Below are 14,728 nucleotides of genomic sequence, written 5' to 3'. Positions count from 1 at the left end.
GCGAGTTGCGGTTTTTAAAATTTTTCTTATTTTTTGTTTTACTAGTATTACGGGAAACCGTATTGAATAAATTGAGTTATTATGTTATATTTGCCGAGAATACACTTTTTTTAGTAAACCGAGCAAATAAATGGGACTTGGAATGGCGAAGCCATGTGTTGTTATGATTAATGCTAATATTTTTTAAATGAACGAAAACATAAAAATAGCTATTATAGGGTTAGGTTATGTTGGTCTTCCTTTAGCACGATTGTTTGCTACAAAATATCCAGTTATTGGATTTGATATTAATGAATCGAGAGTTGCTAGTTTAAAATCTGGAATAGATTCAACTTTAGAGATTGATCAAGATACCTTGAAAAAAGTATTGGTCGATAAGCCCACAAAAGAGGTAGGTCTTTATTGTACAAATATCTCAGAGGATATTGCAGATTGTACTTATTTTATTATTACAGTTCCAACACCTGTCGATAAAAATAATCGTCCTGATTTAACTCCATTATATAAATCGAGTGAAACCGTTGGCAAGGTTTTGAAAAAAGGAGACATCGTAATTTATGAATCTACAGTATATCCTGGTGTAACAGAAGAACAATGTGTACCTGTTTTAGAAAAAATTTCAGGACTTAGATTTAATGTTGATTTTTATGCAGGATATTCGCCAGAGCGCATCAATCCGGGAGACAAGGAACATACTGTTGAGAAAATTTTAAAAGTCACTTCTGGATCTACTCCAGAAATTGGTTTAAAAGTAGATGCTTTATACAAAACTGTAATTACTGCAGGAACGCATTTAGCGCCAACAATAAAAGTCGCTGAGGTTCGCCAAAGTTATAGAAAATTCTCAGAGAGATATTAATATTGCTTTTGTAAATGAGCTAGCTAAAATATTCAATTTAATGAATATAGATACGCAAGAAGTATTATGCAGCAGCCTACGAAGTGGAATTTTTTACCGTTTAAACCAGGTTTAGTAGGTGGACATTGTATAGGTGTTGATCCGTATTATTTGGCACAAAGAGCACAAGAATTTGGATATCATCCTGAAATAATTTTAGCAGGACGACGTTTAAATGATAGTATGGGTGAATATGTAGCTTCGCAAATAGTGAAGTTGATGATTAAAAAGGGTATTTCTGTTAATGGGGCACAATTATTAATGCTTGGAATTACTTTCAAAGAAAATTGTCCAGATGTTAGAAATACCAAAATTGTTGATGTTGTAAAAGCTTTAACAGAATATGGGATTTTAGTAACAATATTTGATCCCCTAGCAAATGCAGATGATGTAATAAAAGAGTATAATTTAGTAACATTAAACTCTATTCCAAACAATAAATTTGATGCAATAGTTCTAGGAGTCTCACATGTTGAGTTTTTAGAATTAGAATTTTCGAATTTGCAGAAGGAAAAAAGTTTAATTTATGATATAAAAGGAGTTTTAGGTACTGTAGCTGATAACAGATTATAGTTTCCTAGGATTCTTTTTTTTAGTTAGAAATATGAGCACAAAACAAACAATTACACATGTAATTTTAACTGGTGGAGTAGGTAGCAGATTATGGTCGCTTTCTCGTAAAAGTCAGCCAAAGCAATATTTAGAAATATTTGAAGGGAAGTCTTTATTTGAAATGACTGTAGATAGAAATAGTCATTTAGCAAATAAAGTTATGGTAGTGGGAAATGTTGATAATCATCATTTAAGTGGAAAAGTGATGGATAAATCCAAAACTTTATATACAAATATTGTTGAAGCAACTCCTAGAAATACTGCGAGCAGCAATTGCATTTGCCGCTTTTGCATCTGATCCGGAAGATGTATTAATTGTAACTCCTTCAGATCATATTATTGATTTAATGGATAATTACAATGATGCAATTAAAGAAGCTGTTTCAAAAGCAAATGATGGTTTTATTGTAACATTTGGGGTTATTCCAACAAAACCTGAAACAGGATATGGTTATATCGAGTCAAAAGGAGACAAAGTGATTTCATTTCGCGAAAAACCAAACGAAACGACAGCAAAAGAGTTTATTGCTAGAGGAAATTTTTTATGGAACAGTGGAATGTTTTGCTTTAAGGCAGGAGTCCTTTTGGATGAATTAAAACAATTTCAACCTGATGTGTATGAGAAATCTAAAGCTGTGTGGGAATCAAGCAAAGACGGATTTTTAGATTTAGATTTATCACTAGAGATACCATCAATCAGTATTGATTATGCTGTAATGGAACGTAGTAAAAAAATTAAAGTGGTACCGGCATCATTCTCTTGGTCAGATCTAGGATCATTTGAATCGGTTTATGATTATTTAGTTTCGAAAGGCCATCCCATAGATCAAAATGGAAATATGGTAATTGGATGTGATTTGCATACTACTTTTTTAGGATTAAAAAATACAATATTTGTTCACACGGATTCTGCTAATTTGATTTTGCAGAAAGAAAACTCGCAAGATGTAAAAGATATTTACAGCGAACTTGAAAAGCAAAATTCAGAATTATTAAACTAATAAATTTAAAATGAAAAAAATTCTTATCACAGGTGGCGCTGGCTTTATTGGTTCACATGTTGTTAGACGTTTTGTTAATAAGTATCCAGAATATCAAATTTTTAATTTGGATGCATTAACTTATGCTGGAAATCTTGAAAACATTAAAGATATCGAAAATCAGCCCAATTATACTTTTGTGAAAGGAGATATAGTAGATGAAACTTTTATAAATGAGCTTTTTGAAGCAAACAATTTTGATGGAGTTTTGCATCTAGCCGCAGAATCTCATGTAGATCGTTCTATTGAAGATCCGCTTGCATTTGTGAAAACAAATGTTATCGGGACAATGAATTTATTAAATGCCGCAAAAAAACAATGGAAAGATAATTTCGAAGGAAAGAGATTTTATCATATTAGTACAGATGAAGTTTATGGTTCGCTTGGCGCAGAAGGATTGTTTGCCGAAACAACACCGTATGATCCAAATTCCCCATATTCTGCGTCGAAAGCAAGTTCAGATCACTTCGTGAGAGCATATGGTGAAACTTATGGACTACCTTATGTTTTGACAAATTGTTCAAATAATTATGGGTCATACCATTTTCCTGAAAAATTAATTCCACTTTTTATAAATAATATCATAAACAATAAGTCTCTACCAGTATATGGAGATGGGAATTATACACGTGATTGGCTTTTTGTTGAAGATCACGCTATTGCGATTGATTTAGTTTTTCATGAAGGTAAAAATCATGAAACCTATAATATTGGAGGTTTTAATGAATGGAAGAACATTGATTTGGTGAAATTATTATGCCAAATTATGGATGGGAAATTAGGAAGAGAAAAAGGAACATCTGAAAAGTTGATTACATATGTAAAAGATAGACCAGGACATGATTTGCGTTACGCAATTGATGCTTCAAAAATTAATAAAGAATTAGGATGGAAACCATCTGTAACTTTTGAAGAAGGTTTGGAAAAGACCATTAATTGGTATTTAAATAATGAGGAATGGTTAAAAAATGTAACTTCTGGTTCTTATAAAGATTATTACAAAAAACAATATTCATAATCTATAATATTTGTTTTTTAAGATATAAAAAGTTAAAACTATAGTTGAAATGAAAAAGATAACTTACGTTCTTACACTAATTTTTGTTTTATTAATGTCTTACAATGGGCATGCTCAGGATCTGCTTAAATCTAAAGACTTAAGTACTGTAAAGGTTGATTATTTGTCAGATGATGATTTGGCAAAAATCAGTGCTCAGCTAAAAAGTAATAATGCAACTCTTGATGAAGTTGAACAAATGGCATTGTCCAAAGGTATGACTCAAACGGAGTTTAATAAATTAAGAGTTAAACTTACGGAATATGAAAAGAAAATTGCAAAAGACTCTGATAAAAATAAAAACACAGAAAAAGATAATAAGTTAAAGAAAACAGATAAGGATTCAGAGTTTGGTAGAAAACAAGAAAAAATCAAAAATGACAAAGTTAAAGACTCATTAAATGCTTTGATTTTTGGTTCTGAACTTTTTGATAATCCTACTTTGAATTTTGAGCCAGATTTAAAGTTGGCAACTCCAGTAAATTATGTTTTAGGGCCTGGAGATGAGTTACAAGTAAGCGTGTATGGAGTTCAGGAGTTTAACGCAAGTATTCCAGTAAGTGTTGAAGGTAGAATCACTATTGATTATGTAGGACAAATTGCTGTTTCAGGAATGACAATTGAAGTCGCCACTCAAAAAATAAAAGCCGCAATTGCTAGAGTTTACAGTACAGTAAGATCTGGACAATCTCAAGTGAGCGTTAGTTTGAGTGGAATAAGAACGATTAAAATTACAATTGTTGGAGGAAAACAACCTGGTAATTATTCAATTTCGTCATTGTCAACAGTTTATAATGCATTACACTTAGCCGGTGGTCCAGGAAAAAACGGAAGTTATCGAAATATAGAGTTGTTAAGAAATAATAAGGTTTATCGAAATATTGATATTTACAAATTTTTAGTTAAAGGAGATCAATCTGATAATGTTACATTAAAAGATAATGATGTAATTAGAATCCCTTCTTATACCGATAGAGTTGTAGTTGAGGGTGAAGTTAAACGTCCTGGAATCTTCGAAATGAAAAAGGGAGAAAAATTCTCTGATTTATTGACTTTTGCTTCTGGATTTAATGAGTTTGCATATACAGCTTCGGTAAATGTTTTACAAAAAACAGGAAAAGAATTTAAAGTTCACGATATTAATGAAAGTGAATATAATACTTATATACCACAATCAGGAGATGTTTTTAAAGTGACTAAAATTTTAAATCGTTTTGAAAATCGTATCAAAATTGAAGGAGCTGTCTTTAGACCAGACTATTATTCGTTTAATGAAGGAATGCGAATTTCCGATCTTATTACAAGAGCAGAAGGACTTAAAGAAGATGCCTATACAAAACGCGCAAGAATTATTAGATTAAAAACAGATTTAACTACTGAAATTGTAAATGTTGATTTAGGTGGGGCATTGTCAGGGGATTTAAATGCTGATATTGAATTAAAACGAGAAGACATTGTAACAGTGTACTCTATATTAGATTTTAGAGAAGAGTATAAAGTAACAATTGATGGTGAAGTAAAAAATCCTGGAGAGTACGAATATTTTGAAAATTTAACTTTAAATGATCTCGTAGTTCAAGTTGGAGGCCTAACTGGCTCAGCATCAAAAAGAGTAGAAATTGCTAGAATGGTAAAGTCAGATGAAATTGATGATGCCGACCCAAAGCGTGTAGAATTAGTAGAGCTTGAAATTACTGCAGACAATAATGAGCAGGTTAAAAATTTCATCTTAAAGCCTTTTGATGTAATCAATATTCGTAAAATGGCAGTATATGAAAAACCTCAAATGGTGATTGTTAGTGGAGCAGTCGGATATCCGGGAAAATATGTTTTGGCGAACAAAAAAGAAACGGTTTATAATGTTGTTATGCGAGCTGGAGGGTTGACATCTATTGCAAATTTAGATGGAATGAAAATTAAAAGACCTATAAAGCAGGAACAAATTGAAAAAATTGAAAGCATTGATTTGAATTTATCTAAAAATGATACTTTAAAAGAAAAATTAGCAAAAAAATTAAAAGAAGAGCTGAAATATGCCACTATTCCAGTTAATTGGGAAAAAATTGTAAAAGATAAAAATCACTATTCTAATGTAACTTTATTTCCAGGTGATGAAATTGAAGTTGCTGTTTATAATGAGGGGGTTAAAGTTACAGGAAATGTACTGTTAACTTCTGAAATTCCATACAGAAGTGGTAAAGGATTTAAATATTATATTAATGCAGTTGGAGGAGTGGACCAAAAAGGCTGGAAGAAAAAAGCATATATTATTTATCCAAATGGGAAGGCGGCTGTAACTCAATCATTCCTTTTTTTAGATCATATCCAACTGTTGAGCCAGACTCACAGATTGTAGTGCCTGAAAAACCAGAAACTAAGAAAATGAGCACTGGGGAATGGGTTAGTATTGGAAGTGTGCTTACTAGTTTAGCCTTGTTGATTGTAACGGCTTTTAAATAATTTCTTAATGGAAAAAAAACTATTGAAAACGATGGGATTTCGTTAAAAGATTTAATAGATCAGACAAGAGAATGGTATGTTTATTTACTCTCTCAATGGAAAATTATTTTATGTGTTGGAATTATAGGGGCAGTATTGGGGTTAACATACTCGATTTTTAAAAAACCTGTTTATACAGCAACATTGTCATTTGCTTTAGAAGATGATAAGTCAGGAGGAGGTGGTTTAGGCGGAGCTTTGGGCTTAGCTAGTTCTTTCGGTTTAGATTTAGGAGGAAGTGGAGGTGGAATCTTTACAGGTACTAATTTAACGGAGTTGTTTAAGTCAAGATCAATGGTTGAGAAAACACTATTGTCTCCAATTAACTTAAATGGTAAAGAGATTTCCATTGCAGAGTTATATATTAAAAATAATGAATGGCGTGAATCTTGGAAAGATAAACCATCCATATATAAAATACAGTTCTTACCTAATGCTAATCGAAAAAACTTTACAAGAGTTCAGGATAGTATTTTAGGAAAAATATATGGAAAGCTATCTAAATCAGACTTGTCTGTTTCTCAAAAAGATAAAAAAGCCTCAATCATAACTATGGATGTTAGTTCTACTAATGAATTATTTGCAAAAATTTTTTGTGAAGCTTTAGCAAAACAAGTTGGAAAATTTTATGTAGAAACAAAAAGTAAAAAAGCCAGAATGAATATGGCGATTTTAGAACATCAGGTAGATTCAATACGTGGAGAACTAAATGGTGCAATTACAGGCGTAGCAGTCGCAAATGATAATACATTCAATTTGAATCCAGCTTTAAATGTCCGAAGAGCACCTTCAGCAAGAAGACAAGTGGATGTACAAGCAAACACGGCAATTTTAACTGAATTGGTTAAACAGGCCGAATTGGCAAAAGTAACATTACGTAAAGAAACCCCATTGATTCAAGTTATTGATAGGCCTATTTTTCCATTACCTAAAGAACGTTTAGGAAAATTGAAAGGAATTGTTTTTGGAGGCGGATTAGCAGTTTTTCTTGTTTCGTTGTTTTTAATTATCAAAAGATTATTAGGAAATCTCCAATAGTAGTTTTTAGTTATGATGAAAAAATATACTTTAAAAGTTCAAGAAGTTAGAAAAGAGACTGGAGATACAGTAACCTTATGTTTTAAACAACCGGGCCTAAAAAAATTAAATACTTAGCAGGCCAATATCTTACACTTCAGTTTCGAATCAATGGCAGAAGATATGTTAGACCTTATTCATTCTCTTCCGCACCAGGAATAGATTCAACGCTTGATGTTACTGTAAGAAGAGTGCCGGGAGGTATTGTTTCTAACTATATTAATGATTTTATTAAGGCTGATGATGTTATTGAAGTTCAAGAACCTATAGGGGACTTTGTATTTGAATCTGATGAATCTACTAAAACAGTTGTGTTTTGGGGTGTTGGAAGTGGTATTACACCTCTTTTTTCCATGATAAAACACTTATTGTTTGCTGAATCATTAATTAAGATACATCTAGTTTATGGTAACAAATCAAAGAAATCTATAATTTTTCATCATGAATTAGAAAAAATAAAATTAGCCTATCCAGAGCGTTTTAAGGTCTATTATTTTTACTCTAAAGAGGTTTTTTTTGATGATGAGTCTCATAATTTTACAGGAAGAATTAACTCAATTTTTGTTCAGGAATTGATGCAAAAGATTGAGCATCCTGTAAAGCATTATGTTTGTGGTCCGATCGGACTCAAGAATACAATTAAGGAATCTTTATTAGAATGTGAAGGGCATTTAAAAAATTTATTTTCAGAGGATTTTGAAATAGTAAAAAATCCCGAAGATTTTAAAGATATTTTTGATCAGGAAATTAGATTAGATTTTCAAGGTATTGAAAATAAAATTACAATTAATAAAGGAAATTCTATTCTTGAAGAAGCTTTGGAACTTGGGATTGAATTGCCTTATTCTTGCCAAACGGGAAACTGCAGTACATGTAAGGGTAGATTACTTTCTGGCAAAATGAGAATGATTGGCCTAGAAAAGCCTCGAACTGATTTAACTGAAAATGAATATTTGCTTTGTTGCAGTTATCCTTTGACAGATAATGTTTATGTTGAAATATAATATATAAAAAAAATGAAAGTAGTAATTTTTGCAGGTGGTTTTGGAACCCGCCTTATGGAAGAAACCGAGGCGAGACCTAAACCTATGGTTGAAATAGGGGGAAAACCTATTTTATGGCACATCTTAAAAATGTATGAGCGACATGGTTATAACGAATTCGTTATTTGCTTGGGATATAAAGCTACTTATATAAAAGAATATTTTTATAATTATTATCTACATAACTCTGATGTTACCATTGAATTAGCAAATAATAATATTAATGTTCATTATTCAGAGACGGAATCTTTCAAAGTAACTTTGATAGATACTGGTTTGTACACTAATACGGCAGGAAGGCTAAAGCGTATTCAAAAATATGTAAAAGATGAGACTTTTATGTTAACATATGGAGATGGTGTAGCTGATGTAAATTTATCGGAATTACTTAAATTTCATAAATCACATGGAAGATTGGCAACACTAACTAGTATTCAGATGCCTGGTAGATTTGGAAATTTAGATATCAGTGAATCTGGCGAAGTTGGACATTTTGAAGAGAAACCTATGGGAGATGGTATGTGGATTAATGGAGGTTTTTTTGTGCTTGAGCCGGGGATATTTAACTATCTGGATTATGACGTAGAGGATGTACAATGGGAGAAAGGACCTTTAGCCGCTATTGCTAAAGATAATCAATTAGTCGCTTTCAAGCATAATGGTTTTTGGAAATGTATGGATGCCCTACGTGATCGACAAGAATTGGAAGCAATGTGGAGTTCTGGTAATGCAAAATGGAAGACATGGTAGAATCATTATTTCAGAAATTGGAGAAAACCTATAAAGGAAAAAAATTTTTTTAACAGGACATACTGGTTTTAAAGGTTCTTGGATGTTAAAAACATTGTCTTTGTTAGGGGCTGACATTAAAGGTTATGCTTTGCTACCAAAAACAAAGGATGATTTGTTTTATCTGATTAATGGTGCTGAAATTTGCGATTCGGTTATTGCTGATTTAAGGGATAAAGAAAAAATAGAAAAAGAAATAGTAGATTTTCAACCCGATTTTATATTTCATTTGGCGAGCACAGCCATTAGTTCGTTTATCTTATGAAATTCCAACTGAAACTTTTGAAGTTAATGTTATTGGCACTGCCAACGTTTTAGAAGCAGTTCGTTCATTAAATAAAAAATGTGACGTAGTATTGATTACGACAGATAAAGTATATCATAATAATGAGTGGATTTATCCTTATCGTGAAAATGATAGATTAGGGGGTATGATCCTTACAGCGCCAGTAAAGCCTGTACAGAGTTGGTTATTGATTCATATCGTAATTCTTTTTTAATATTGAGGATTATAATACACATAAAAAGGGTATCGCAGTTGGTCGTGCTGGTAATGTAATTGGAGGAGGTGATTGGTCTAAAGATCGATTAATACCGGATATTGCGAAAGCTTTTGGTGTTGAAAAGCCTGTCATAATAAGAAACCCAAGCTCAGTTAGACCTTGGCAACATGTATTGGAGCCCATAGTAGGTTATTTACTATTGGGAGCAAATTTAGGTGCGAAACCTGATAAATTTAGTCAAGCCTATAATTTTGGTCCCTATTTATCTGATGCGCTTCCAGTTGAGGAAATGCTTCAATTAGCTATAGAAAGTTGGGGTAAAGGTGAATATATTGTTGAAAAAACCGAAAATCAACCACATGAAGCTGGACTTTTGAAACTAGACATCAGTAAAGCAATTTCGGAATTGAAATGGAAACCTAAATTAAATGCAGAAGAAGCTGTTAGTATGACAATGGATTGGTATTATTTGTTTTTCTTGAATCCAAATGAAATGGATCAAAATACAACAAAGCAGATAATCGATTTTTTATCTTAAAATTATGACTAATAATATTATTGTAAAAGAAGATCTCCAAACTATTTATGAATCTAGCATAGATTGGTCTAAATTTTACAACACAACTACCCTCATTACTGGTGCTAGCGGTTTTTTACCTGCTTATATTGTAGAATCACTTTTGTATTTAAATTATATTAATAAAAATAACAATGTAAAAGTAATTGCATTAGTTAGAAATATAGAAAATGCAAAAAAAGATTCGAAGATTATCTTGATGATAAAAATTTAGTTTTTTTACACCAGGATGTTTCGGATAAAATTGTAATAGAAGGAAAAGTTGATTATATAATACATGCGGCTAGTCAAGCAAGTCCAAAATTTTATGGAGTTGATCCGGTTGGAACTTTGAAGGCAAATGTATTAGGGACAATTAATTTGTTAGATTTCGCAAAAACTAAGGAACTAAAGTCTTTTTTATACTTTAGTTCTAGTGAGGTTTATGGAGAATTACAAACTCATCAAATTCCTATTGAAGAAAATACTTTTGGTTATGTTAATCCAACTAATGTAAGAGCATGTTATGCAGAAAGCAAAAGAATGGGCGAAAACATATGTGTAAGTTATTTTCATCAATATAAAATACCAAGTAAAATTGTTCGGCCTTTTCATACATATGGACCTAAAATGAAATTAGATGATGGAAGGGTCTATGCAGATTTTGTTTCAAATGTTCTGAAAAATGAAAATATATCAATGAAGAGTAATGGTTTAGCAAGTAGAGCTTTTTGTTATTTAACAGACGCAACTTTCGGTTTTTTTAAAATATTACTTGAAGGAAATAATGGAGAAGCTTATAATGTTGGTAATTCAGAGCAAGAATATAGCATTTTGAATTTGGCAGAAATTTTGGTTAATCTTAATCCTGAAAAAAAATTAAAAGTCATAAAGGAAATAACACAGGAAAACAAAAATTATTTGGTAAGTCCATTACTAAGAAATTCACCAGACATTTCGAAGATGAGTCAATTTGGGTGGAAACCTAAAGTTAGTGTTGAAATAGGATTTAAAAGAACTATTGAAAGTTATAAATAGTAATATTATGAAAGTTTCTGATTTTATTGCCCAATTTTTAGAAAGAAAAGGTATTTGTAGTGTTTTTGAATTATCGGGAGGAATGATAACTCATATACTAGATTCTTTAAATCAAAAAACAGATATTAATATTGTTACAATGCACCATGAGCAAGCAGTGCTTTTGCTGCAGAAGGATATGCTAGAATTAAAGGTTTGCCAGGTATTGCCATGGCAACATCTGGACCTGGCGCTACAAATTTATTAACAGGAATTGGGAGCTGTTTTTTTGATTCAACTCCGGCAATATTTATAACTGGACAGGTAAATAGACATGAATTAAAAGGGAATCTTGAGATTAGGCAATTAGGTTTTCAAGAAACTGATATTGTTTCAATGGCTAAACCTATTACTAAGGCATGCTTTCATGTTAGTAATCCAAATGATATTCCATATGTTTTCGAAAATGCTTTTAAAATTGCATCAGAAGGAAGACCGGGGCCTGTTCTAATTGATATCCCAATGGATGTTCAACGGGCTCAAATTGAAGATGATTTACTTAATATAGATTCTCTAGAATTATCAAAAATAGATTCTAATATTCTGTTAGAATTAATTGAAAATATTAAAAAAGCAGAAAGGCCACTTATATTATCTGGAAGAGGAATAAGGGCAAGTAAGAGTCAGGAATTATTCGATGACTTTATTTCAAAAACAAAAGTACCAGTTATTACTACTCTTTTAGGATTAGACACTATAAAATACGATAATTCGCGACGTGTAGGCTTTATTGGTAGTTACGGAAATAGATGGGCAAATATTGCATTTGGAGAATGCGATTTATTAATTGTTCTTGGAAGTAGATTAGACATCAGACAAACTGGCGCCGATGCAAAATTTATTGAGAATAGAAAAATTTATCATATAGACTGCGAAAAAGGAGAGGTGAACAATCGTGTCAAAGGCTGTAAGGCTATTATTGCCGATTTGAAATCATTTTTTTATGAATTTAAAAACTGGCAGTTGATAAATCTTTTGGATCTAAAGATGAATGGTTAAAGAATATTACTAATTTGAAAGAAACTTGGCCAGATACAAAAGAATTAGATCCAAAAGGGATCAATCCAAATGTTTTTATGCATATCCTTTCTAACAAATCAAAAAGAGCAAAAGCTTATTTGGCAGATGTAGGAAGTCATCAAATGTGGGCCGCACAATCTTTAGAGCTTTATAATGATCAACAATTTTTGACCTCAGGAGGAATGGGAGCAATGGGTTTTTCTTTACCAGGAGGTATTGGTGCAAGTATTGCACTTAAAAATGAACCAGTTGTTGTTTTAATAGGAGATGGATGTATGCAAATTAATATTCAAGAATTACAGACAATTGTTCGAAATAAACTACCTATAAAAATTATTGTTTTAAACAATAAGACATTAGGAATGATTAGACAATTTCAGGATAGTTACTTTGAATCACGCTATCAATCCACCTATTGGGGATATGATGCGCCAGATTTTGCAAAAGTTGCATTAGCTTACGGGATAGAAGCAAAAACAATTGAAGATTCTGACTCTATCGAAAATGCAATAGATTGGTTTTGGACTAAAGAAAATGAAGTTAAACCACAATTATTGCAAGTGATGATAGATCCTCATACAAACACTTATCCAAAAATTGCTTTTGGCAGACCGATTACTGAAATGGAACCATTTGCTAAGCCAATAGCTATGGAAGCTACATAAATTAATTAAAATTACTGTTAAATATAAACGTATATGTTACAAAATTTAAAAGAAGATTCGCTATTAAATAATTTAAGAGAAATTGCAAAAAAGAAAACTACTCAAGTTATTGTTGCAGGTGAAAATTATATTCCGGTTACTGGAAAAGTATTGGATGAAGAAGATATTTTATTGGGAGTTGATCTTGCTTTAGATGGATGGTTAACTGCAGGCCGTTTTGCGAATAAATTTGAGGCTGATTTTGCTCAATATTTTGGAGCACACAGATCTTTATTGGTTAATTCAGGTTCTTCTGCAAATTTAGTTGCATTCTATGCTCTAACTTCTCCAAAATTAGGAGAAAGAGCTATTAAACCAGGGGATGAAGTTATTACAGTAGCGACAGGTTTTCCAACAACGATAAATCCAATTATTCAATTTGGAGCTATTCCGGTTTTCATTGATATTGATGTCGCGACACATAATGTAAAATCAGATATGATTGAAGCGGCAGTTAGTTCTAAAACTAAAGCAATTATGATAGCTCATTCACTAGGAAATCCTTTTGATTTAGATGAGGTCATGCGCGTGGCCAAAAAATATAATCTTTGGGTTGTTGAAGATGATTGCGATTCATTAGGGGCTACATACAACGGAAAGAAAACGGGAACTTTTGGTGATATTGCTACTTTTTCATTTTATCCAGCGCATCATATCACGATGGGTGAAGGTGGTGCTGTTTTAATAAATAATCCTGTTTTGTCAAAATTAGCAGAAAGTTTTCGTGACTGGGGACGTGATTGTTATTGTGAACCGGGCAAAGATGATACATGTGGATGCCGATTTGGTCAGCAATTAGGTACATTGCCTTATGGTTATGATCATAAATATACTTATTCTCATATCGGTTTTAATTTGAAAGTAACTGATATGCAAGTCGCATTTGGTGTTTCTCAAATTAAGAAGATAGAACAATTTGTACAACGTCGTAAAGAAAATTATGTTGCTCTATATCAAAGAATGAAAGAATTTGAAGAATTTTTTATTCTTCCTGAGCCAACTAAAAATTCTGAGCCATCTTGGTTTGGTTTTTTATTGACATTGAGAGAAGGTGATGCTAATGATCGTCACATGCTAGTACAACACCTAGAAAAAAATAAGATCGGAACGCGTTTACTATTTGGAGGAAATCTATTGAGACAACCTGCTTATGCAAATATAGAACATAGAGTAGTGGGTACTTTGGAGAACACTGACATTGTCATGAATCAATCTTTTTGGTTAGGTGTTTGGCCTGGATTGAATGAATCACATTATGACTATATAGCTAATGTTATTCGTGAATATTTAAACTCTTAATGTGGTCAAACTAATTAAGACAAGCGCCAAAAAAATAGGAATTGATGGCGCAATTGCGTTCACAATTTTTTCTCGGATAATACAAGCTGGCGGCGGAGTCATCTCATTAATGATGGTAGCAAAGTGCTTGACAAAAGTAGAGCAAGGTTATTATTATACTTTTGGTAGTATTTTAGCAATTCAAATTTTTTTGAGTTGGGTTTGTCAGGAATTATTACTCAATTTGTAGCTCATGAAAATTCAAGCTTAATTTGGCAAGATAAAACTAGTTTTATTGGTTCTATAGAATCAAGTTCTCGATTAAGCTCATTATTGCGTTTTACATTGAAGTGGTTCGCAGTAATTGCGATATTATTGTTTTTTGGATTGTTAATAGCGGGGTACGTTTTTTTAACAAATTTGGAAAAGAAAACATTAATGTAGATTGGCAAATTCCATGGCTGATATTATCTATTACAACTTCTTTATCTTTAATGGTTTCTCCTTTATTGGCTTACTTTGAAGGACTTGGAAGGGTTAAGGAAGTTGCAAAAATTAGATTTATACAACAGTTG

General features: G+C 31.9%; 11 protein-coding genes and 5 pseudogenes. All 16 read left to right on the top strand.

What is annotated here, in order from left to right; translation table 11 throughout:
• Positions 1 to 187 precede the first annotated feature (187 nt).
• The 16 genes and pseudogenes from ACQ9BO_RS26215 (at position 188) to rfbH (ending at position 14,174) form a co-directional block, all read left to right on the top strand.
• Positions 188 to 1,471 (top strand): annotated as a pseudogene (locus ACQ9BO_RS26215) (nucleotide sugar dehydrogenase).
• Between the two features lie 31 nt (positions 1,472 to 1,502).
• Positions 1,503 to 2,511 (top strand): annotated as a pseudogene (locus ACQ9BO_RS26210) (mannose-1-phosphate guanylyltransferase).
• A gap of 10 nt (positions 2,512 to 2,521) precedes the next feature.
• Positions 2,522 to 3,568: a dTDP-glucose 4,6-dehydratase gene (gene rfbB / locus ACQ9BO_RS26205; protein WP_431243079.1), complete on the top strand. Its 1,047-nt coding sequence runs from the start codon at positions 2,522 to 2,524 to the stop codon at positions 3,566 to 3,568.
• Positions 3,569 to 3,617: 49 nt separating this feature from the next.
• Positions 3,618 to 6,067 (top strand): annotated as a pseudogene (locus tag ACQ9BO_RS26200) (SLBB domain-containing protein).
• 21 nt (positions 6,068 to 6,088) lie between these two features.
• The gene (locus ACQ9BO_RS26195; protein WP_431245222.1) at positions 6,089 to 7,144 is read left to right on the top strand and encodes a Wzz/FepE/Etk N-terminal domain-containing protein; all 1,056 of its coding nucleotides are present in this window, start codon (positions 6,089 to 6,091) and stop codon (positions 7,142 to 7,144) included.
• A 104-nt stretch (positions 7,145 to 7,248) separates the two neighbouring features.
• Positions 7,249 to 8,187: a flavin reductase family protein gene (locus ACQ9BO_RS26190; RefSeq protein WP_431245221.1), complete on the top strand. Its 939-nt coding sequence runs from the start codon at positions 7,249 to 7,251 to the stop codon at positions 8,185 to 8,187.
• 12 nt (positions 8,188 to 8,199) lie between these two features.
• Positions 8,200 to 8,976 (top strand): glucose-1-phosphate cytidylyltransferase, encoded by a 777-nt coding sequence (rfbF, locus tag ACQ9BO_RS26185; RefSeq protein ID WP_431243078.1) that lies wholly within the window; start codon positions 8,200 to 8,202, stop codon positions 8,974 to 8,976.
• Positions 8,977 to 9,019: 43 nt separating this feature from the next.
• Positions 9,020 to 9,280: an NAD-dependent epimerase/dehydratase family protein gene (locus tag ACQ9BO_RS26180; protein ID WP_431245220.1), complete on the top strand. Its 261-nt coding sequence runs from the start codon at positions 9,020 to 9,022 to the stop codon at positions 9,278 to 9,280.
• A complete protein-coding gene (locus ACQ9BO_RS26175) occupies positions 9,219 to 9,515 on the top strand; it encodes a GDP-mannose 4,6-dehydratase (protein WP_431245219.1) in 297 nt (98 codons plus the stop codon). The genes ACQ9BO_RS26180 and ACQ9BO_RS26175 overlap by 62 nt, the downstream gene beginning before the upstream one ends.
• Positions 9,516 to 9,690: 175 nt before the next feature.
• The gene (locus tag ACQ9BO_RS26170; RefSeq protein WP_431243077.1) at positions 9,691 to 10,056 is read left to right on the top strand and encodes a hypothetical protein; all 366 of its coding nucleotides are present in this window, start codon (positions 9,691 to 9,693) and stop codon (positions 10,054 to 10,056) included.
• Between the two features lie 4 nt (positions 10,057 to 10,060).
• Complete coding sequence (locus ACQ9BO_RS26165) at positions 10,061 to 10,309, top strand: SDR family oxidoreductase (RefSeq protein ID WP_431243076.1); 249 nt, start codon at positions 10,061 to 10,063, stop codon at positions 10,307 to 10,309.
• Between the two features lie 14 nt (positions 10,310 to 10,323).
• A pseudogene (locus ACQ9BO_RS26160) lies at positions 10,324 to 11,112 on the top strand (NAD-dependent epimerase/dehydratase family protein); the annotation flags it as partial.
• A 7-nt stretch (positions 11,113 to 11,119) separates the two neighbouring features.
• A pseudogene (locus tag ACQ9BO_RS26155) lies at positions 11,120 to 11,430 on the top strand (thiamine pyrophosphate-binding protein); the annotation flags it as partial.
• Positions 11,431 to 11,487: 57 nt separating this feature from the next.
• Complete coding sequence (locus tag ACQ9BO_RS26150; protein ID WP_431245218.1) at positions 11,488 to 12,150, top strand: hypothetical protein; 663 nt, start codon at positions 11,488 to 11,490, stop codon at positions 12,148 to 12,150.
• Between the two features lie 14 nt (positions 12,151 to 12,164).
• On the top strand, positions 12,165 to 12,836 hold the full coding sequence (locus ACQ9BO_RS26145) for a thiamine pyrophosphate-dependent enzyme (protein ID WP_431243075.1): 672 nt from the start codon (positions 12,165 to 12,167) through the stop codon (positions 12,834 to 12,836).
• 33 nt (positions 12,837 to 12,869) lie between these two features.
• Entirely contained in the window at positions 12,870 to 14,174 is a 1,305-nt protein-coding gene (gene rfbH, locus ACQ9BO_RS26140; protein WP_431243074.1) for a lipopolysaccharide biosynthesis protein RfbH, read from the top strand.
• Positions 14,175 to 14,728 lie beyond the last annotated feature (554 nt).

Source organism: Flavobacterium sp. P21 (assembly GCF_050632225.1).
In the GTDB taxonomy this organism is placed as follows: Bacteria; Bacteroidota; Bacteroidia; order Flavobacteriales; family Flavobacteriaceae; genus Flavobacterium.
This window is presented reverse-complemented; position numbering and strand designations above follow the sequence as displayed.